15 protein-coding genes are annotated in these 20074 nt (G+C 70.4%); 6 read left to right on the forward strand and 9 right to left on the reverse strand.

Going from position 1 to position 20074, the window contains the following annotated elements; translation table 11 throughout:
• The first annotated feature begins 22 nt into the window (after positions 1-22).
• The 6 genes from AB0I69_RS33130 to AB0I69_RS33155 all read left to right on the forward strand — a co-directional run bounded on the left by AB0I69_RS33130 (position 23) and on the right by AB0I69_RS33155 (position 12307).
• On the forward strand, positions 23-1225 hold the full coding sequence (locus AB0I69_RS33130) for an MFS transporter (protein WP_363099428.1): 1203 nt from the start codon (positions 23-25) through the stop codon (positions 1223-1225).
• Between the two features lie 82 nt (positions 1226-1307).
• The gene (locus tag AB0I69_RS33135; RefSeq protein ID WP_363099429.1) at positions 1308-1940 is read left to right on the forward strand and encodes an HAD family phosphatase; all 633 of its coding nucleotides are present in this window, start codon (positions 1308-1310) and stop codon (positions 1938-1940) included.
• A gap of 213 nt (positions 1941-2153) precedes the next feature.
• Positions 2154-3617, forward strand: coding sequence for a hypothetical protein (locus AB0I69_RS33140; RefSeq protein WP_363099430.1), 1464 nt, complete (start codon positions 2154-2156; stop codon positions 3615-3617).
• A 175-nt stretch (positions 3618-3792) separates the two neighbouring features.
• Positions 3793-4122: a hypothetical protein gene (locus tag AB0I69_RS33145; protein ID WP_363099431.1), complete on the forward strand. Its 330-nt coding sequence runs from the start codon at positions 3793-3795 to the stop codon at positions 4120-4122.
• A gap of 506 nt (positions 4123-4628) precedes the next feature.
• Entirely contained in the window at positions 4629-7961 is a 3333-nt protein-coding gene (locus AB0I69_RS33150) for a lectin (RefSeq protein ID WP_363099492.1), read from the forward strand.
• Between the two features lie 176 nt (positions 7962-8137).
• Positions 8138-12307: a beta-galactosidase gene (locus AB0I69_RS33155; protein ID WP_363099432.1), complete on the forward strand. Its 4170-nt coding sequence runs from the start codon at positions 8138-8140 to the stop codon at positions 12305-12307.
• A 7-nt stretch (positions 12308-12314) separates the two neighbouring features.
• Here AB0I69_RS33155 and AB0I69_RS33160 read toward each other — a convergent pair whose 3' ends face one another.
• From AB0I69_RS33160 to AB0I69_RS33200, 9 genes are all read right to left on the reverse strand, one after another.
• A complete protein-coding gene (locus tag AB0I69_RS33160) occupies positions 12315-13292 on the reverse strand; it encodes an alpha-ketoacid dehydrogenase subunit beta (protein ID WP_363099433.1) in 978 nt (325 codons plus the stop codon).
• Entirely contained in the window at positions 13280-14260 is a 981-nt protein-coding gene (locus AB0I69_RS33165) for a thiamine pyrophosphate-dependent dehydrogenase E1 component subunit alpha (protein ID WP_363099434.1), read from the reverse strand. The genes AB0I69_RS33160 and AB0I69_RS33165 overlap by 13 nt, the downstream gene beginning before the upstream one ends.
• A 10-nt stretch (positions 14261-14270) precedes the next feature.
• A complete protein-coding gene (locus tag AB0I69_RS33170; protein WP_363099435.1) occupies positions 14271-15518 on the reverse strand; it encodes a Xaa-Pro peptidase family protein in 1248 nt (415 codons plus the stop codon).
• Positions 15515-16465, reverse strand: coding sequence for an NAD(P)-dependent oxidoreductase (locus tag AB0I69_RS33175; RefSeq protein WP_363099436.1), 951 nt, complete (start codon positions 16463-16465; stop codon positions 15515-15517). Before AB0I69_RS33175 ends, AB0I69_RS33170 begins: the two co-directional genes overlap by 4 nt.
• A 133-nt stretch (positions 16466-16598) precedes the next feature.
• Positions 16599-16739, reverse strand: coding sequence for a hypothetical protein (locus AB0I69_RS33180; RefSeq protein WP_363099437.1), 141 nt, complete (start codon positions 16737-16739; stop codon positions 16599-16601).
• Positions 16739-17476: an ABC transporter ATP-binding protein gene (locus tag AB0I69_RS33185; RefSeq protein ID WP_363099438.1), complete on the reverse strand. Its 738-nt coding sequence runs from the start codon at positions 17474-17476 to the stop codon at positions 16739-16741. The genes AB0I69_RS33180 and AB0I69_RS33185 overlap by 1 nt, the downstream gene beginning before the upstream one ends.
• 5 nt (positions 17477-17481) lie before the next feature.
• The gene (locus AB0I69_RS33190; protein WP_363099439.1) at positions 17482-18219 is read right to left on the reverse strand and encodes an ABC transporter ATP-binding protein; all 738 of its coding nucleotides are present in this window, start codon (positions 18217-18219) and stop codon (positions 17482-17484) included.
• Entirely contained in the window at positions 18216-19199 is a 984-nt protein-coding gene (locus tag AB0I69_RS33195; RefSeq protein WP_363099441.1) for a branched-chain amino acid ABC transporter permease, read from the reverse strand. The genes AB0I69_RS33190 and AB0I69_RS33195 overlap by 4 nt, the downstream gene beginning before the upstream one ends.
• The gene (locus tag AB0I69_RS33200) at positions 19196-20074 is read right to left on the reverse strand and encodes a branched-chain amino acid ABC transporter permease (RefSeq protein ID WP_363099442.1); all 879 of its coding nucleotides are present in this window, start codon (positions 20072-20074) and stop codon (positions 19196-19198) included. The genes AB0I69_RS33195 and AB0I69_RS33200 overlap by 4 nt, the downstream gene beginning before the upstream one ends.

Here is a 20074-nt window from a genome sequence, read left to right on the forward strand (position 1 = left end):
GATGTTCGTTACCGTGGTTGTCATGAATGATTCGCTTCGAGCCGCCCGCATAGCGACCTTTGCCTACTTCATCCTGTGCGGCACCGTGATGGGCACCTGGGTGGTGAACATCCCCGCCATCGAGGAGCGCGTGGGCATCACTCACGCGACGCTCGGGGGACTGCTGATGCTCCTGGGCCTGGGGGCCTTCATCGGTATGCAGGTGGCCGGGCGTCTGACCGACTCTCTCGGGGCGCGCGTCGTCGTCCCCGCGACCGGCGTGCTGTGCAGCGCGGCCCTGGTGCTGCCCGGTCTTTCCCGGGAGCCGTGGACACTGGCAGGTGCCCTGCTGGTCTTCGGGTTCTGCAACGGCTGCCTGGACGTGAGCATGAACGCCCACGCCGTGCACGTGGAGAAGGCGTACGGCCGGCCCGTCATGTCGGCCTTCCACGCCACGTTCTCCGTCGGCGGCGTCCTCGCCGCGCTCGTCGGAGCGGCCACGGCGAGCGCCGGCCTGAGCCCCGCCGCGGGCATGGCCGCCGTGGGAGCCCTGGGTGTCGTCATCGCCCTGGCGTCGGCCCGCGCCCTGCTGCCCGTCGCACCCACCACCGCCGACACCGACTCCGTAGAGAAGGCCGACCACACACCGGCCGCCGGGCGCCGCAGCACCAGCAGGCGCATCTGGATCCTCGCCGCCCTGGCCCTGATGGTCATGCTGTGCGAGGGAGCAGCCAACGACTGGAGCGCACTGCACCTGAAGGACGTCCTCGGCGCACCCGCGAGCACTGCCGCCTTCGCATACGGCACCTTCGCGGCGGCCATGACCGTCGGCCGACTGCTCGCCGACCGCCTCGCCGCCCGGTTCGGGTCCATGGCGATCCTGCGATACGGCGCGGCGACGGCCGGCGTCGGCATCACGATCGTGACCGTCTCCCCGTGGATATGGGCCGCGTTCGCGGGGTGGGCGCTGTTCGGTCTGGGGCTGTCCGGATGTGTCCCGCAGCTGTTCAGCGCGGCCGGGCACGCCGATCCCGCCGCCGCGGGGGCCAACGTCTCCCGCGTCGCCGGGCTCGGCTACGTCGGCATGCTCGCCGGCCCCGCCGTCATCGGCTGGCTGACCCACCTCGTCGCCCTCAACCACGCCTTCGTCCTGCTGATCCTGCTGTGTGCGATCACCGCGGTGGCCGCCAGGATCCTGCGCACCGGAACCGACCGCACGCGCGAGATGGCACACAGCAGCCACTGACCGCCTGTGCGGCACGGCTCACTCCGTGCCGCACAGGCTCCTCCTCACGCCCCGACCGCCAGAACCCGGAGGAACCCTCACCATGCCCACCGACCGCAGCATCGTGCTCTTCGACCTCTTCGGGGTCATCGCCCGCCACCAACGCCCGGGCGCCCTGCGGAAGATGGCCGCCCGTTGCCACGCATCGACCGATGCCTTCACCACGGCGTACTGGGCCTGCCGCCCGCCCTACGACGCCGGCCGGCAGTCCGCGCCCGAGTACTGGACCGCCGTACTGCGACGGCTGTCCCTGCCCGCCGACGCCGACACGATCGAGGAACTGCGGCTCGCCGACATCGACAGCTGGTCACGCGTCGACGACGCGATGGTCGGCTACGTCCGGTCCCTCCGCGAGGTCACCGAGGTCGCCCTGCTCTCCAACATCCCCTCGGACCACGCGGACGCCTTCCTCGCCGCGCAGCCCTGGCTCTACGACCTGGACCACGTCGCCTTCTCCGGGAAGATCAAAGCGGCGAAACCGGACCCGGCAGCCTTCCAGCACTGCGTCGCCGCCCTGCGGGCCGCCCCGACCGCCTTCCTCTTCGTCGACGACCGCGAGGAGAACGTACGAGCCGCGCAGGCCGTGGGCATGAACGGACACGTCTTCACCGATCGCGACGAGCTGACAGCCGTCATCGACACCTGGCTGCCGACTCGACGACGCATGCGGACATGACACCCCCAGCTCACGGCGCCGACGGACGACACGGGACCTGACAGCCGTCGCACCCCCTGGACAGCGGCACTGTGCCGATCAGGCGGGATACCTCGGGCCGGGCGGGCGAACACTATGAACGCAATGATCGACGGGTAGTCCCCGCATGCGGCGCTTCCTAACATCACGGATCGCAGGGCAACTTCGCACAGCGAATCCATAGGAGCCGCTCCCTTGAAGGCACTTGACACGCCCGATCCGGTACGCCGACGAGTGTCGGCCCCTCGCCACCGTCGGGCAGTACTGGCCACCGGCCTCGCCGCCGCACTCCTCGGCACCCTCGGCAACGCCCCCGCGCCCCCGGCGCGGACCACGCAGCCTGCGGTAGCCACCTGCCCACCCAACCTGGCCGGAAAAGCGACGTGTTACACCGGCCAGGACACCAACGGGGCTTACTACACGATGGCCGTTCCGACCCGCTGGAACGGATCCCTCGTCGTGCACGCGCACGGCGGACCCGATCTCGGCGACTCCTCGGACCCGTCCCGCAGCACCGATGATCTGGAGCGCTGGGCGGTGATGGTCGACGAGGGGTACGCCTGGGCCGCCTCGTCCTACCGACGCGGTGGCTACGGGACTCGGATGGCCGCCGCCGACACCGAGAACGTACGCAGACTGTTCGTCTCGGAGTTCGGCAAGCCGACACGGACCTATGTGCACGGCCAGTCCTGGGGCGGCGACGTCGCCGCCAAGGTCGCGGAGACCTACGGCAGGCACTCCGGCGCCTACGACGGCGCACTGCTGACGAGCGGCGTCCTCGGCGGCGGTTCGCGCGGCTACGACTACCGAGTCGACCTACGGGTGGTCTACCAGTACTACTGCCACAACCACCCCCGCCCGACAGAGCCGCAGTACCCGCTGTGGCAGGGGCTGCGCGCGGACTCCACCATGACGAGCAGCGGGCTCCGAGCCCGTCTTCAGGAGTGCACCGGATACGCATCCGATCCCAAGGACCGGACCGCGCTGCAACAGCGCAACCTCGACGACATCCTCGCCGTCACCCGCATCCCGGAGCGCGCGCTCGCGTCCCATCTGCAGTTCGCGACCTTCACGTTCCGGGACATCGTGTCGAGCCGTCTCGGCGGCCGCAATCCCTTCAGCAACCGCGGTGTGTGGTACTCGGGTTCGCACGACGACAAGGCACTCAACGCGGGTGTCGAGCGCTTCTCGGCCGACCCCACCGCACGCCGAGACCTCTCCTACGACAGCGACCTGACGGGCAAGGTCTCCATCCCTGTCCTCACCCTGCACGCGATCGACGATCCGACGGCTTTCGTCGAGCACGAGGCGGCCTACCGCGCCACTCTCCAGGGCGCCGGCAGGGGCGGCAACCTCGTCCAGACATTCACGAAGGAGACCGAGCACAGCGCGCTGAGCGACTCCGAGTACGCCAACTCGCTTGCGGCGCTGGACGCCTGGGTGCGCCACGGACACAAGCCGACCCCACACTCGGTCGCGGCTTCCTGCGAAGCCTTCGACCGAAAGTACGGCAGCGGGTGCTTCTACGACCCGACCTTCCGTCCCGCGCCGTACGCCTCGCGGATTCGGCCCCGGCCGGGCGGACTCGCCTGGCCCGCCATGACCGCGGCACAGGAGCGGTCGTGGAGCCGGATCGACGGCGTAGGTATCGCTCCCTGACCCCCGGCCGAACGAGGCCCTCCTCGCCGAGCTCCGCGGCGTGAACACCCTGGACTTCTCGCGGACGGCCGTCGACGGTGTCCGCGTCCGCGCGTTAAGGGGGAGGGATCCAAGCCCGGACGAAGCGCTGTCCTCGCGGCTGCAGCTTGACTCCTTGACTCCTTGACTGCGTCGGATGTCCGATCCCCGATGTCATCGGCAGCCGCCGTGCGGCCATGCCGGCCGACGGCGACCGCAATTCGTCACCCGGCTGACGCCGCTGCTGGAACGGGTGGCGCCGGTGCCGGGCAGGCGCAGCGGGCCCTGGCGCCGCCACCCGGACCTCGTGCTTGCCGATCGTAGCTACGACCACGACAAGTACCGCCGCCTGGTCCGGGACCTTGGCGTAAATCCGCTGATCGCCCGGCGCGGCACGGAACGCGGCTCCGGCCCGGGCACTCAACTCCGGGGCGTGGAAGGTGCCTTGGCCCAGCTGCGCTGGTTCTGCGGCCTACGGATCCGCTGAGAGGTACGCGACGACATCCACAAAGGCGCTTTTCCTCTGCAGCTCTTCACGCTCGGCCGTCGTCACTTCTCCAGGCGTCCACGATCAACGGGAAGGTTCAAGGACCGGCCATGAAGGGGCCGCAACTTCCCCAAGTTCGCTGGTGGTTCGGCCCGGCGTTCGGCTGGTCTTGCGTGAGGCGTGAGTCTCGTACGGTCCAGGGCGGTTCCGCCTTGCGCACCTGCCCGTGAACTCCGCTTTCTAAAAGTCTCGTTGACCTCGTTGACACGCCATCAGCACACGCGTTTCACTCGACACTCGTGCATGGCAACGTTGTCAGCCCGGCCGTGGGAGCGACCGGAACCGTTGCCTGTCGCCGGCATTCCGGTGTTTTTCGGCGCGCCGACACCTGATCTGCGAAGCACGAACTGCTGCGGAGGCAACCGATGGTGAGACCCCGACGTTCAGCCGTACGACCCGACCGCGCAAGAATCCGCCAACGCCTCGCCGTGATCTGCGTCCTGGGCATGGCCGTCCTTCCGCTTCCGGCGATCGGAAGCGCCGCCGCGGCAAGCACCGCGAGGCCGGCCTTGGTGAAGGATCCCGCGGCCCTCGTCAACCCCCTCATCGGCACATCCGGTGCCGTGGACACCTTCCCCGGCCCCGACATGCCGGCCGGGATGGTCCAGTGGGGCCCGGACACGACGCCCGACCGCCCCGACGGCGGCGGCTACGAGTACAACGACAAGAAGATCTCCGGCTTCAGCCTCACCCACGTTTCGGGACCCGGCTGTCCCGTCGCGGGCGACCTGCCCATCCTGCCGGTGACCGGCGCACTGTCGGGCGACCTCGGCAACACGTCCGCCGGCTTCAGCCACGCCGACGAGCAGGCGGGGCTCGGCTACTACAAGGTCACCGACGCGAACGGCGTCCAGACCGAGTTGACCGACACCACCCGCGCCGGTCTTGGCCGCTTCACCTTCCCCGCAGGGCAGCAGGCGAACCTGCTGTTCAAGCTCAGCGGCGGTGCCACACAGATCGACGGGACCCGCGTCCAGGTCGTGAACGACCAGGAGATCAGCGGCGCGATCGACAGCGGTCACTTCTGCGGCGCCGCCAACAGGTACACGCTGCACTTCGACATCAAGTTCGACCGGCCGTTCACTGCGAGCGGCACCTGGGTCGGCGGCACCATCAACCCCGACGCGACCTCGCTGAAGGCCGGCAAGGTCCAACTGGCCCCGCAGACTTCGAAGTCGGCGCCGCTGAAGGAGAAGCACTTCACCGTCCCGGCGAAGCCCGCCCCGACGATCCACACGAGCGGCAACAAGCACGCCGGTACGCCGTCCCCGGCATCGAGCGCCACCGCCGCACCCAGCTCATCCGTCACGTCCAAGGCCGCCCAGCCGCCCACCACCGGCGCGAACGGCATGTACCTCACCTTCGACACCACCTCGAACCCCACGGTGAACGCGAAGGTCGGCATCTCCTACACGAGTGACGCGGGAGCGGCGAACAACCTCTCCACCGAGATCAAGAAGTGGGACGTCGCCGCCGTCGAACAGGCCAACCACGACGCCTGGAACACGGTGCTGACGAAGCTTCAGATCGGCGGCGGCACCGCGGACCGGCAGACGCAGTTCTACACCGCGCTCTACCACGCCCTGCTGCACCCGAACGTCTTCTCCGACGACAACGGCCAGTACATGGGCATGGACAACCAGGTCCACCAGCTGGCCAAGGGCCAGAAGGCCCAGTACGCCAACTACTCGGGCTGGGACACCTACCGTTCCCAGACCCAGTTGATGGCGATGGTCGAGCCCAAGGTCGCCGGCGACGTCGTCACCTCGATGCTCAACGGGTACGACCAGACGGGTCTGTTGCCCAAGTGGGCCTCGAACAACGGCGAGAGCTACGTGATGGTCGGTGACCCGGCCGCCGGCATCATCGCCGACGCGTACGCCTTCGGCGCGACCAACTTCGACACGGACAAGGCACTTGCAGCCCTCCAGCACGAGGCCACCGTCCCGAACAACGACCGCCCCGGCGAGTCCGTACGGGACGCGAAGGGCTACCTCCCGCTCGACGAGAACGACTACAACTGCTGCAACTTCTACGGCCCCGTCTCCACCCAACTGGAGTACGACTCCGCCGACTACGCCGTCGCCGCCTTCGCGAAGTCGCTCGGAAAGACCGCCGTCTACGAGAAGTTCGCCACCCGCGCCCAGGACTGGATGAACGTCTTCAACGCGCAGACCGGCTACATGCAGGCCAAGAACAAGGACGGCCAGTTCGCCGGCGGTTTCACCCCGGGCACCTCCAACGGTTTCGTGGAGGGCACCTCCGCCCAGTACACGCCGATGGTCCCCTTCAACCTGCGGCAGCTCATCCAGGCACGCGGCGGCGACACGGCGTACTCGTCCTACCTGGACAGCCTGCTCGACAACATCACGCAGCCGGGCAACACCGACGCCGACCTGAGCAACGAACCCAGTGTGGAGATCCCCTGGGAGTACGACTACACCGGCCAGCCGTGGAAGACGCAAGCGGCCGTCCGCAACGCCCAGCAGAACCTGTACTTCAACGCTCCGGTCGGCTCGTTCGGCAACGACGACCTCGGCGCGATGAGCTCCTGGTACGTCTGGTCCGAGCTCGGCATGTACCCGGAGACCCCGGGCACGGACACCCTGGCGCTCGGCAGCCCGGCGTTCCCGGAGGCCAAGGTGACCCTCGGCAACGGCAAGACCGTGGGGATCAACGCTCCGCAGGCCGCGCCCGACGCGCCGTACGTGCAGGCGCTCGCCGTCAAGGGCAAGGCGTGGAACAGCTCCTGGCTGAGCTATCAGCAGTTCCAGGGCGCGGGCACGCTCGACTACACGCTCGGCACCGCGCCGAACAAGTCCTGGGCGTCCGATCCCTCGGCGGCACCGCCGTCGGACACCACGGGCGGCGGCCGGGTGCTGGCCGCGACCGGCCCCTCCAGCGACGGCCTGGTGCTCCAGCCGGGCGCGTCCGGTGACGGCACGCTCGACCTGACCAACCTCGGCAGCACGGCCGTGACGGTGGACTGGAAGGCGACGGCGCCCTCCGGAGTGACGCTGGACTCGTCCTCCGGCTCGCTGACGGTACCCGCCACGGGCAGCGCCGAGGCGAAGGTCAAGGTGACGGCGGGCGCGAGCGAGGGAACCTACCCGGTCACCTTCGCGCTGACCGACCACGGCACCGGTGCGGCCCTGAGCGGGGCGACCCTCCGCGTGGCCGTGGCCAAGGCCGGTGCACTGTGGCCGTACGACACCAACGAGGGCATCTACCCCGACGGCACCACGTTCTCGGGCGGATTCGACAACGGTGGCTGGGCCTTCTCGCAGAACGCCCTGTCGGCGGCCGGCGTCACGAGCGGTTCCACCGTCACCGCCGACGGCATCTCCTACACCTGGCCGACGGTGACGTCCGGGCAGTTGGACAACCTGGAGATGGCCGGCCAGACCATCCCGATGCCGACCGGGACATCGGGCGCGTCACTGGGTCTGCTGGGCACGGCGACCAACGCGCCGACCGACGGCAGCGGGGTCTCGGGCACGGTGACCGTCACCTACACGGACGGCACCTCCGCGAAGGCGACGATCGGCTTCTCGGACTGGACGCTCAACGGCGGCGGCAGCCAGCCCCTCGCGGGGGACACGACCGCCGTCACCACGCCCTACCGGAACACCGGGAGCGGGGGCCGGGACACCGTCAAGGCCTACGTCTTCGCCACGAGGGTCCCGCTGGACGCGTCCAAGCAGGTCGCGTCGATCACGCTGCCGGTGACGGGCTCGTCGGGCGCCGACCACCTGTTCGCGTACGGCTTCGGCCAGTAAGGCAGTTGAAGCACCGGCGGTCCTGATGACGCCGGGTCGGTTCCCGGACGCGAGCCCGGGAACCGGCCCCTCAACTGTCTTATCCCGCCCCATTGTGGTGCGCCCTGCGCACCCTTACTGTTCGACTTTGCCTGAGTCTGTTTGATGCTGTTCGCCCAGTCGGTCTGGAGGCCGCCGTGCGGGATGGTCGGAACGGTTCGGAGAGTGCGAGACCCGGTCGACGTCGGTGGTGGAGGGCGGTCCTCGCGGCGACCGCGACCATCGCCCTGGCAGCGGGCGTGACCGCACCGGCCACGGCGGCGGCGCAGGACGTCGGCGAGCAGACGCCCGCCGTCAGTCCGCAGGCGCACACCGTGACTCTCGACGGCTACTCCTTCCTCGTCGACGGCAAACGCACCTACCTCTGGTCCGGCGAGTTCCACTACTTCCGGCTCCCGAGCCAGGACCTGTGGCGCGACATCTTCCAGAAGATGAAGGCCGCCGGCTTCAACTCGACCTCCCTGTACTTCGATTGGGGCTACCACTCACCGAAGCCGGGTGTGTACGACTTCACCGGAGTGCGGGACGTCGACAAGCTCCTCGACATGGCCCAGGAGGCCGGTCTCTACGTCATCGCCCGCCCGGCGCCATACATCAACGCGGAGGTCGACAGCGGCGGCCTCCCCGGCTGGCTGACCACCAAGGCAGGCAACAACCGCAGCGACGACCCGCAGTTCCTCAAGTACGCGGACGAGTGGCTGACACAGATCGACCGGATCATCGCCCGCCACCAACTGACCAACGGCACAGGCTCGGTGATCGCCTATCAGGTCGAGAACGAGTACTACAACGGCTCGGCCGCAGGCCGTTCCTACATGCAGCACCTGGAGGACAAGGCCCGCGCCGACGGCATCACGGTCCCGCTGACCGGCAACAACAACGGCACCTTCAACTCCGGCACCGGCGCCCTTGATGTCGACGGCCCGGACTCCTACCCCCAGGGCTTCGACTGCTCCAACCCCGCGAAGTGGAACGGCGTCCCCGACATCAGCTACGACCACCCGGCCGGAAAACCGCTGTACTCACCGGAGTTCCAGGGCGGCGCCTTCGACCCCTGGGGCGGACCGGGCTACGACAAGTGCGCCCAGCTCATCAACGACCAGTTCGCCAACGTCTTCTACAAGCAGAACATCGCCGTCGGCGCGACCGCGCAGAGCTTCTACATGACCTACGGCGGCACCAACTGGGGCTGGCTGGGCATGCCCGAGAACTACACGTCGTACGACTACGGGGCCGCGATCCGCGAGACCCGCCAGCTCGATCCGAAGTACGACGAGGACAAACTCATCGGCTACTTCACGCAGGCGGTCGCCCCGCTGACCAAGACCGAGGCGATCAGGGCCACACCGCCGGACGACTCCGCGGTCGTGGACACCGCACGGATGAACCCCGACACCAAGACGCAGTTCCACGTCCTGCGGCACGGCAGCTCCACGTCCACCGCGGTCGACAAGACCCACATCTCGCTGGACTTCAACGCCCAGCCGTCCGCGGACACCACCTACACCTGGGACGACCCCGACTCCGCACTGCAGTACGCCGGTTCGTGGTCGCACGTGGCCAACACGAGCTACACAGGCGGCGATTACAAGCACACGGAGTCGTTCTCGAAGAACGCCGGCGATTCGCTCACCGTCCCGTTCGACGGCACCGCGATCCGCTGGATCGGCTCGAAGACCAACAACCACGGCAACGCCGACGTCTACCTCGACGGCACGAAGGCGGCCACGGTCGACGACTCCGGCAGCGAGAGCCAGGCGGTGCTCTTCCAGAAGACCGGACTGGCACCCGGCGCGCACACCTTGAAGATCGTCGTCGCGGGGAACCACAGTTCGGGATCCACGGACAACTACGTGGCCGTCGACGCCATCGACGTACCGACGAGCGACTCCGCCACGGAGCCGACCTACCCGGTCGTGCCCCAGCAGCCCGGCACCGCGATCACGCTCGACGGACGCGACTCGCACGTGATCGTGGCCAACTACCGCCTCGGCGATGCGCAGTTGCAGTACTCCACCTCCGAGATCATGACCAACGCGACGATCGGGGACCGGGACGTCGCCGTGCTCTACGGCGACGAGGCCAGTGACGGCGAAACCGTCCTGCGCTACACCTCCGAGCCCACCGTGACCGCCACCGGCGGTACGGTCACGACCACCTGGGACCCGGCCACCGGCGACCTCCGCCTGAACTACACGCACAAGGGCCTGATCCGCATCAGCATCAGCGGCGACGGAAAGCGCCCGCTCCTGCTGCTCGTCGGAGACAAGGCCACCGCGAAGACCTTCTGGCGGCAGGACACGGCGAGCGGCCCGGTGCTCGTGCGCGGCACCCACCTGCTGCGAACGGCGACCAGCCTGCAGGGCGGCCACACTCTGGCGCTCACCGGCGACAACGCCGACGACAAGAACATCGAGGTGTTCACCTCCGCCGCCCAAGTCACCTGGAACGGCAGGACATTGGGCAGCCACGCCACCGACACGGGGAGCCGCACCGGGAAGATCCCGGTGGCCGCCCCGATACATCTGCCGACGCTGACCAACTGGAAGCACGCCGAGGAATCCCCGGAAGCGGCCCCCGGTTTCGACGACACGAGCTGGCAGGTGGCCGACAAGGCGAGCACCAACAGCGTCTCCGGCGTCAATTCACTGCCGGTGCTCTACGCGGACGACTACGGCTTCCACACCGGCAACACGTGGTACCGGGGCCGATTCCGTGCCACCGGCAAGGAGACCGGCATCCACCTGGTCTCGGACTCCGGCGGAGGTGCGCAGGCGTTCTCCGCCTGGCTGAACGGCACCTTCCTGGGCAGTTCCACCACGGGCAGCGGTGACTTCACCTTCCCGGCAGGTTCCGTGAAGTCCACGGGCGACAACATCATCTCCGTGCTCACCGTCAACATGGGCCACGAGGAGGACTACAACTCCACCAACGGCAACAAGACCGCACGCGGCCTGACCAGCGCCTCCCTCGTCGGCGCGCCACTGACCTCCGTCACCTGGCGCCTCCAGGGCGTACGGGGCGGCGAGGACCTCCAGGACACGGTCCGCGGCCCGCTGTCCACGGGCGGTCTCTACGGCGAGCGGGCCGGCTGGTCCCTGCCGGGCTACCCGGACACCAACTGGAACAGCGTGTCCCTCCCGACAACCGACACGACACCCGGGGTCTCCTGGTACCGCACCGACGCCAAGCTGGACCTGCCGCACGGCCAGGACACCTCGCTCGGGCTGACGTTCACCGACGACCCCTCACGCAAGTACCGCGCCACGATCTTCGTGAACGGCTGGCAGGTCGGCAACTACGTCAACTACCTCGGCCCGCAGCACACCTTCCCGGTCCCCAACGGCATCCTGAACCCGAACGGCCACAACAGCATCGCCATCGCCGTGTGGAACCTCGACGGCACCACCGGCGGCCTCGGCGAGGTCGAACTGACCAACTACGGCAGTTATGCCTCGTCCCTGCGCGTCGCACAGAACGACAGCCCGTCCTACGACCCCAGCAGCTACGCCATGCCGAAGCGTCCGGGAGTGGATGTCACCCTGGACGTGCCGGACACCGCCCAGCCGGGACAGGCCTTCACCGCCCGGGCGACGGTGCAAGTACCGAAGAACCGGCGATCCGCCTCCGGACTGACGGCGTCGCTCGCCGCCCCCGACGGCTGGAGCGTGAGTGCCCCGAGCCCCACGTCGGTCAAGCGGCTACGGCCCGGCACATCGGCCACCTTCACCTGGCAGGTCCAGCCGCCGACCGGAACACTGCCGTCCGCCTCGGCACTCACCACCACGGTGCACTACGAGCAGAACGGACGACAGGCCGTCGGCGCTGACGAACGCATCGTCCGCGGGATCCCGCCGGCGCCGTCGGCCGGAAAGAACGAGGTGAGCGACCTGCCGTTCCTGTCCTCCACCAACGGGTGGGGCCCGGTGGAACGGGACACCAGCGTCGGCGAACAGGCGGCCGGTGACGGCCGTCCGATCGCCGTCGCCGGCGTCGGCTACGCCAAGGGCCTGGGCACCAACTCCGTCAGCGACGTCGAGCTCTACCTCGCCGGACAGTGCTCGCGGTTGACGGCGGACGTCGGCGTCGACGACGAGACGGCCGGTGCGGGCACGGTGACGTTCTCCGTGATCGCCGACGGCAAGACCCTGGTCACCACGCCGACGATCCACGGAAAACAGGCCGCGGTGCCGATCGACGTCGACGTCAGCGGCGCCCAGGTGATCGACCTCAAGGTCGGTGACGCGGGCGACGGCAACGGCAACGACCACGGTGACTGGGGGGTGCCGACGCTGACGTGCGCCTGACGGAGTCCTACTGGCCCAGCGACTCGCGCACGGTGTTGGCGATCCGCCATGTGGACGGCATCGCGAGGTCCTCCAGGGTGTCGGCGGCGGGCAGTGGGATGTGCGGGGTGGTGATGCGGACGATCGGCCCGGTCAGTGCGTCGTATGCCTCCTCGGCGGCCAGCGACGCGACCTCGGCGCCCCAGCCGCACAGCCGGGGGTTCTCCTCGACGGTGAAGAGCCGGCCCGTGGCGGCCACCGCGTCCAGGACCGTCGTCACGTCGAGCGGTACCAGGGACCGCAGGTCGACGACCGTGCAGTCGATGCCGTCCGCCGCGAGCAGTTCGGCCGCCGCCAGGGCCCGCGGGACCATCGCGGCCAGGGCGACGAGCGTGGCGTCGGCCCCGGTGCGCAGGACCCGGGCAGTGCCGAGCGTGTCCAGCAGTTCCCCGTCCGGGACCTCGCCCCGGACCGGGTAGAGGGACTTCTGCTCGAAGAAGAGCACCGGGTCCGGATCCCGTACGGCAGCCGCGAACAGGCCGATCAGGTCGGCGGGGGAGGAGGGGGCCACGACCTTGAGGCCGGGCACCGCCATCGCCCAGTTCTCGACGCTCTGCGAGTGCTGGGCGCCGAAGCGCAGTCCGCCTCCGTTCGCGGCGCGGATCACCAGCGGCAGCGAGATCTGACCATCCGTCATGTAGCGGGTCTTGGCGATCTGGTTGGCGACGATGTCCCAGCACACGGCGAGGAAGTCGCTGAACATGATCTCGGCGACCGGCCGCAGCCCGGTCATCGCCGCGCCCATCGCCGCGCCCAGGATGGCCTGTTCGCTGATCGGGGTGTCCCGCACCCTGCGCGGCCCGAACTCCTCCAGCAGGCCCGGCGTCGCCTTGAAGACCCCGCCGGCCGCCGCCACGTCCTCGCCGAGGAAGACCACGCGCTCGTCCCGCCGCATCTCCTGGGCGAGCGCCCGCCGTACGGCCTCGCGGTAGGTCAACTGCGCCATGACGCACCTCCGTTGGCCCATACCTGGCTGAGCAGTCGCTCCGGTGACGGCGGGGGCGCTGCCTTGGCGGACTCGGTCGCCTCGTCGACCGCCCGCCGCGCCTCGGCGTCGAGGTCGTCCAGCACCTCGGGCGGTACGCCGTGCTTCAGCAGCCGCTCCCGGTAGGCGGGCACCGGGTCCCGGGCCAGCCAGGTGTCGACCTCCTGCGCGGGCCGGTACTTGGCCGGGTCGGCGCGGGAGTGGCCGCCGTGCCGGTAGGTCAGTGCCTCGATCAGGCTCGGACCGCCGCCGTCGCGGGCCCGGGCGAGCGACTCGGCGGCCGCCGCGTGCACGGCGTCCGCGTCGTTGCCGTCCACCACGACGGGGTCCAACCCGTACGCGGCGGCCCGGTCGGCGGCGGGGCGGGGCACGGCCGTGACGGAGGCGATCGGCGTGTACTCCATGTAGAGGTTGTTCTCGCAGACGAACACCACCGGCAGCTCCCACACCGCCGCCAGGTTGAGCGCCTCGTGGAAGGCGCCGATGTTGGTCGCGCCGTCGCCGAAGAAGCACACCGCCACCTGGCCGCTGCCCCGGTACTGGGCGCTCCACGCCGCACCCACGGCGATCGGCAGGTGGGCGCCCACGATCGCGTACGAGCCCATCGCGCCGTGCGGGACGCTGGTCAGGTGCATGGAACCGCCCTTGCCGGCCATCAACCCGGCGTCCCGGCCCAGGAGTTCGGCCATGACGGCGGCCATCGGCGCGCCACGGGCGAGGACGTGGGCGTGCCCGCGGTAGGTGGCGAAGGTGTAGTCGTCGGGCCGCATGGCGACGGCGAACCCGGCCGCGATGGCCTCCTGGCCGAGCGAGAGGTGGCTGGTGCCCTTGACCAGGTTCCGCAGGAAGAGGTCGTAGGCGCGCTTCTCGAAGAGCCGGATGCGGGTCTGGGCGCGGTACAGCGCGAGCTGTTCGTCCTCGGTGGGCATCTGGGCATCCTTAGTACGCGTTGGCGATGAACAGTTCCTGGGCCGGGAAGCGGGTGAGGATGCGCGGTCCGTCGGCGGTGACCAGCACCTCCTCCTCGATGCGGGCCGCCGAGTAGCCGTCGGCGGCCGGGCAGTAGGTCTCCAGGGCGAAGACCATGCCCTCGGTGATCTCCATCGGGTTCTCAAGGGAGTTGAGACGGCTGATGATGGGCCGCTCGTGCAGCCCGAGGCCGAGCCCGTGGCCGAACTGCAGGCCGAAGGCGGCCATTTCGTCGCGGAAGCCGAACGCGGTGGCGGCGGGCCAGACCCGGGCGATCCGGTCGGTGCTCACGCCGGGCTTCACCAGGTCGATCGCGGCGTCTATCCATTCGCGTGCCCTGGTGTACGCGTCCCGCTGGGCCGGGGTGGCGCTGCCCACGGCGAAGGTGCGGTAGTAGCAGGTGCGGTAGCCGTTGAAGGACTGGATGACGTCGAAGAACGCCTGGTCGCCGGGGCGGATCAGCCGGTCGGAGAAGTTGTGCGGGTGCGGGTTGCACCGCTCCCCGGACACCGCGTTGATGGCCTCGACGTCGTCCGAACCCATCTCGTACAGCCGCTTGTTGGCGAGGGCCACGATCTCGTTCTCGCGTACTCCGGGCTTCAACGCCTCCGCGATGTCCTGGTAGACGCCGTCGACCATCGCGGCGGCCATGGACAACAAGGTGATCTCGTCGGGGGACTTGAGCTGCCGGGCGTCCAGCATGACCTGCTGGCCGTCCGCGGCGAGCACGCCCTGCCGGGCGAGTTCGAAGAGCATCGGCGGTTCGGCGGCGTCCACCCCGACCGGCAGGTCCACGACGCCTTCCTCGGCGAGGATCGCCTTGATCTCCCGTACGGCGGCGGCGAACAGCCCGGCCTCGGGCGCGATCGCACCGCGCAGCCCGAGGAGCCCGGCCCGGCTGTGGCCGGGGGCCAGCCAGGGGGCGTGGAGCTCGTGGTGGCGGGCGGCGGAGCCGAAGTCCCAGACGTACGGGTCGCCGGTACGGGTCAGCAGGGCGTAGCGGGTGAACTTGTCGCGGGCCCACTCGCCGATCACCGTCGAGGTGAGGTAGCGGATGTTGTTGGTGTCGAAGACCAGCAGCGCGCCCAGCTCGCTGGCCTCAAGCGCCGCGCGGGCCCGGCCCAGCCGGTAGCCGCGCAGCCGGTCGAAGTCGACGCGCTGCTCGAAGTCGACCGCGGTGTGGCCCGGCGCGGGGGTGAGCCGCGGTGCCGTGGTCATCGCTGGCCCCCGGCCCCGGACAGCCCGTCGTCCACGTCGGCGTCCTCGGGGGCGAGTGTCAGCCCCGCCGCGCGGGCCTGCTCCAGCAGCAGCGCGGCGAAGTCCGACCCGCCGTGCCCGGCTCCGACCGCCGCCTGGACCAGCTGGTGGACGGCGGCTGTGAGCGGCATCGGTACCTCGGCGGTGCGGGCGGCGGCCAGCCCCAGGTCGAGGTCCTTGCGCAGCATCGCCGTGGTGAAGGTCGGGGTGAAGTCGAGTCCCACCAGCGCCGGCGACTTGTAGCGGCTGAACGCCGAGCCCAGCACCGAGGAGTTGAGGAACTCCAGGTACGCCGCCCGGGACACGCCGTGCCGTTCCGTGAGGACGACCGACTCGGCGAGTGCCTGCGCCACGACGGCCAGCACCATGTTGTGGGCCAGCTTGACCAGCCGGGCCGCCTCGCCGGTCCCGACATAGGTGACCGAGCCGCCCAGCGCCGCCAGCAGCGGCAGGACCCGGCGGAAGGCGTCCTCGGGACCGGACACCACCAGGCTCGCCCGGCCCACGGCGACCACCTTGGGGTTGCCGCTGATCGGTGCGGCCAGCAGCGCGGTGCCGGTCTTGGCCGCGGCGGCCCGCACGGCGGCGGACACCTCCGCGCCCACGGTCGAGCAGTCCACGATCACGCCCGGTGTCGCATCGGCGGTCAGCAGGCCACGTTCGCCCAGCGTGACCTCGGCGAAGTCGTCGGACCCGGCCACCATCGTGAACACCACGTCACACGGCCCGAGTTGCCGCACGTCGTCCACTACCACCGCCCCGGCGCCCCGCGCGGCCAGCGGCTCGGCCTTGGCCCGGGTCCGGTTGTACACCGCCAGCGGTGTCCCCGCGTCGAGCAGCCGCCCGGCGAGCGCGAACCCCATCCGGCCGGTGCCGGTCCAGCCGATCAGCGGAAAGTCGTCGGGCATCGGGCTTCCTCCCTCGCGCCGGGGTGCGGGCGAGCCGCCCGCGGGTCGGTGTGCGTGGCCGGGGCGGGACGGGGCCGGTCCGGCGGTCGCCGGACCCGTGCGGTCGCTCGGGCGGGCAGGAGGCGGTCGGCCATCAGACTTCCTCCTTGGCGCCCAGGTACAGCCGGCCTACCCGCAGGTCGGTGTGCGTGGCCGGGGCGGGGCAGGCCCGGGCCTGCGGTCGCCGGGCGCGTGCGCGGGCCGTCGCTCGGGCGAGCAGGACGCGGCCGGCCATCAGACCTCCTCCTTCGCGCCCAGATACAGCCGGGCCACCCGCCGGTCGGCGAGCAGCGCCCGGCCGGTGCCGGTCAGCCGGACGCGGCCGGATTCGAGGACGGCGGCGCGGTCGGCGACGGCCAGGCCGGAGCGGGCGTTCTGTTCGACGAGGAGGATCGAGCGGCCGGCGTCGGCCAGGGCGCGGACGGTGGCGAAGACCGCCTGGCGGGCCCGGGGTTCGAGGCCGATGGACGGCTCGTCGAGCAGCATGAGCGCCGGGTCGAGCATCAGGGCGCGAGCGAGTTCGACCTGTTTCTGCTCGCCGCCGGACAGCGATCCGGCGGCCTCGTGGCGGCGGGCGGCGATGATCGGGAACTGCTCGGCGACGGTGTCCGCCCGCTCGCGCACGGCCGCCCGCCCGGCCCGGCCGCGGTCGAGGATGTGGCCGCCCATCAGCAGGTTGTCCCAGACGCTCATCGCCGGGAAGAGGCTGCGCTCCTGCGGTACGTGGGCGATGCCGCACAGCAGTCGCTCGCGCGGCGACAGGTGGTCGACCGGCTCCCCGCGCAGCCGGACCCCTCCGCCGCCCGGCCGCAGCAGCCCGCTGACCGTGCGCAGGACCGTCGACTTCCCGGCGCCGTTGGGCCCGATGAGACAGACGACCTCGCCCTCGGCCACAGTGAGGTCGACGCCGTGCAGCACGTCGCCCAGCCCGTATCCCGCGGTGACATGATCGAGGACGAGCAGGTCCGGCACGCCGTTCACCCCCCGAGGTAGGCGTCGAGGACGCGCGGCAGGGACCGTACGTCGTCCGGCGGGCCCTCGGCGATCACCGTGCCGCCGTCCAGCACGATGACGGGGTCGCACAGCCGCATGACGAGGCCCATGTCGTGCTCCACGACCAGGAACGTGGTGCCGGACGCGTGCCGGGCGCGCACATGCCGTTCGATCGTGGCGACCATCGCCGGACTGACCCCGGCCGTCGGCTCGTCGAGCAGCACCAGCGCGGGCTCGCTCATCAGCAGGGCCGCGAACTCCAGCAACTTCCGCTGCCCGTACGACAGTTCGGCGGCGGGCGTGTCCCGGTGCCCGCTCAGTCCGAACTCCGCGAGCAGAGCGTCGCCGCGGGCCGTGTCCCGGGCGCCCAGCCGCCGTCCGGCCAGCGCCCGCCAGTCGTGCCCGGCTGCGGCGGACATGTTCTCCAGCACGGTCAACTCCCCGAAGATCCGGGGCTGCTGGAAGGTGCGGGACAGCCCGCGCCGGTACAGCCGCCCGGGGTCGGGCCGGGTCACCGGCCGTCCGTCGAAGACCAACTCCCCGGAGTCGGCGGGCAGATGGCCGGTGACGAGGTTGAACACGGTGGTCTTCCCCGACCCGTTGGGGCCGATCAGCCCGGTGATCGTGCCGCGCCGGACGGCGAACGAGCAGCCGTCCACCGCGGTCACCCCGCCGAACCGCTTGGTGAGAGCGCGGACTTCGAGCAGCGGCGGCCCGCTCATGCCCGTGCCTCGGCCCGTCGTATCCGGTCCCGCAGGGTGGGCAGCGCACCACGCGGCATGACCAGCATGACGACCACGAAGAGCGCCGCGTACGCCAGCAGGTACAACTGGCTGGCCCCGAACCGGTAGGCGAGGTACTGCTGCGCGGGCGCCACCACGAACGCCCCCAGCACCGGGCCCCACAGGGTGCCCCGCCCGCCGAGGAAGACCATCAGCACCATGCCGATGGACAGCAGCGGGTCGACCGCGAACTGCGGGTAGATGAAGGACAGGTAGTACGCCCACACGCCCCCGGCCATCGCGGTCACCACCACCGACAGCGCGAACGCCGTCAGCTTCGCCGCGCCGACCGGCACCCCCACGCTCCGCGCCTTGTCCTCGTCGCCGCGCACCGCTGTCAGCGCCAGCCCGAGCCTGCTGTGCAGCACCCCGTACGACATGGCCAGAGCGAGCACGAGCAGCGCCAGCATGGCGTAGTAGAAGGGGCGTTCGAAGGTCGCCGGAGTGAAGGGTGCGACCGGCATTGCCACGCCCTGGGCGCCGCCGGTCAGCCCGCGCAGATTGAAGGCGAGGGTCTGCACGACGAAGAGGAAGGTGATGGTGACGATCGCGAAGACATCCGTACGGGTACGCATCGCGACCCACGCCACCGGCACCGCGACGGCCGCCACCGCCAGCCCGATCGGCGGCAGTGTCCAGAACGGCCCGTAACCCGAGCCCGCTGTGCGGTGCGTCCACCAGATCGCCTCCGCGTAGGCGCCCATGCCGAAGAAGGCGGCGTGCCCGAGCGAGGGATACCCGGCGTAGCCGCCGACCAGGTTCCAGGCGCTGGCCAGCGCCGCGTACATCAGGGTGAACAGCCCGATGGTGACCAGCCAGGGCGCCGACACGGCCAGCGGGAACACGACCAGCACCGCGAGCGCGACCAGCGCCGCCGGCCCCGGCCCGTAACGCCCGTACCGCCCGAGCCGCCGCCTCACAGCGCACCCCGCAGCCGGGCGCCGAACAGCCCCTGGGGGCGCAGCAGGAGCACCGCCAGCAGCACCACGAAGAAGCTGAAGTCCGACCACACCGGCGACACCAGTGCCCCGACGAGTGACGACGCGATGCCCATGACCAGCGCGGCGACCACCGTGCCGCCCAGGCTGCCGAGCCCGCCGAGGATCACCACCGACAACAGCCGCGAGATCAGGTCGTAGTGGCTGTTGGGGTTGAACGAGTACACCATTCCGTACACCGCCCCGGCCGCCGCCGCGGTGGCAGACCCCAGCCCGAAGCCGAGCGCCGCCACCCGGGCCGTCTCCACGCCCAGCAGCCGGGCCGCGACCGGGTTCTGCACGGTCGCCCGCACCGACCGCCCGAACCGGGTCCGGGACAGCAGCAGCCACAGCCCGCCCAGCGTGACCAGCGAGAGGGCGAAGGCCGCCAGCCGCACCTCGCCGACCTGGTAACCGGCGATCCGCCACGACCGGTCGACGTATGCGGGCCGGGTGGTGCGGTAGTCGGTGTGGTACGCCAGCGTCAGCGCCCCCTCGATGCCCAGCGCGACGGCGAAGGTGACCAGCAGCGACAGCAGCGCCGCGTCGTCCTGGTGCAGCGGGCGCAGCAGCAGCCACTGCACCGCCGTGCCGAGCGCGAACATCAGAGGCGCGATGATCAGCACCGACAGGAAGGGGTCCACGCCCCACGCGGTGAACAGGCTGTGGCTGAGGAAGGCCGCCAGGATCACCAGCGCGCCCTGCGCGAGGTTGACCACCTTCATCACCCCGAAGATCAGCGTCTGCCCGCTGGCCATCAGCGCGTACACACCCCCGGTGAGGACCCCGAGGACGACCGCCTGGACCGCCTCGTGCAT

Origin of the sequence: Streptomyces sp. NPDC050508 (genome assembly GCF_040655155.1) — a bacterium.
GTDB lineage: Bacteria > Actinomycetota > Actinomycetes > Streptomycetales > Streptomycetaceae > Streptomyces.

What these genes read in the sequence shown, in the direction of transcription:
- AB0I69_RS33130 (WP_363099428.1), top strand. Translation starts at nt 23, where the DNA reads ATGAATGATTCGCTTCGAGCCGCCCGCATAGCGACCTTTGCCTACTTC.
- AB0I69_RS33135 (WP_363099429.1), top strand. Translation starts at nt 1,308, where the DNA reads ATGCCCACCGACCGCAGCATCGTGCTCTTCGACCTCTTCGGGGTCATC.
- AB0I69_RS33145 (WP_363099431.1), top strand. Translation starts at nt 3,793, where the DNA reads ATGTCCGATCCCCGATGTCATCGGCAGCCGCCGTGCGGCCATGCCGGC.
- AB0I69_RS33150 (WP_363099492.1), top strand. Translation starts at nt 4,629, where the DNA reads ATGGCCGTCCTTCCGCTTCCGGCGATCGGAAGCGCCGCCGCGGCAAGC.
- AB0I69_RS33160 (WP_363099433.1), bottom strand. Translation starts at nt 13,292, where the DNA reads ATGGCGCAGTTGACCTACCGCGAGGCCGTACGGCGGGCGCTCGCCCAG.
- AB0I69_RS33165 (WP_363099434.1), bottom strand. Translation starts at nt 14,260, where the DNA reads ATGCCCACCGAGGACGAACAGCTCGCGCTGTACCGCGCCCAGACCCGC.
- AB0I69_RS33170 (WP_363099435.1), bottom strand. Translation starts at nt 15,518, where the DNA reads ATGACCACGGCACCGCGGCTCACCCCCGCGCCGGGCCACACCGCGGTC.
- AB0I69_RS33175 (WP_363099436.1), bottom strand. Translation starts at nt 16,465, where the DNA reads ATGCCCGACGACTTTCCGCTGATCGGCTGGACCGGCACCGGCCGGATG.
- AB0I69_RS33180 (WP_363099437.1), bottom strand. Translation starts at nt 16,739, where the DNA reads ATGGCCGGCCGCGTCCTGCTCGCCCGAGCGACGGCCCGCGCACGCGCC.
- AB0I69_RS33190 (WP_363099439.1), bottom strand. Translation starts at nt 18,219, where the DNA reads ATGAGCGGGCCGCCGCTGCTCGAAGTCCGCGCTCTCACCAAGCGGTTC.
- AB0I69_RS33200 (WP_363099442.1), bottom strand. Translation starts at nt 20,074, where the DNA reads ATGCACGAGGCGGTCCAGGCGGTCGTCCTCGGGGTCCTCACCGGGGGT.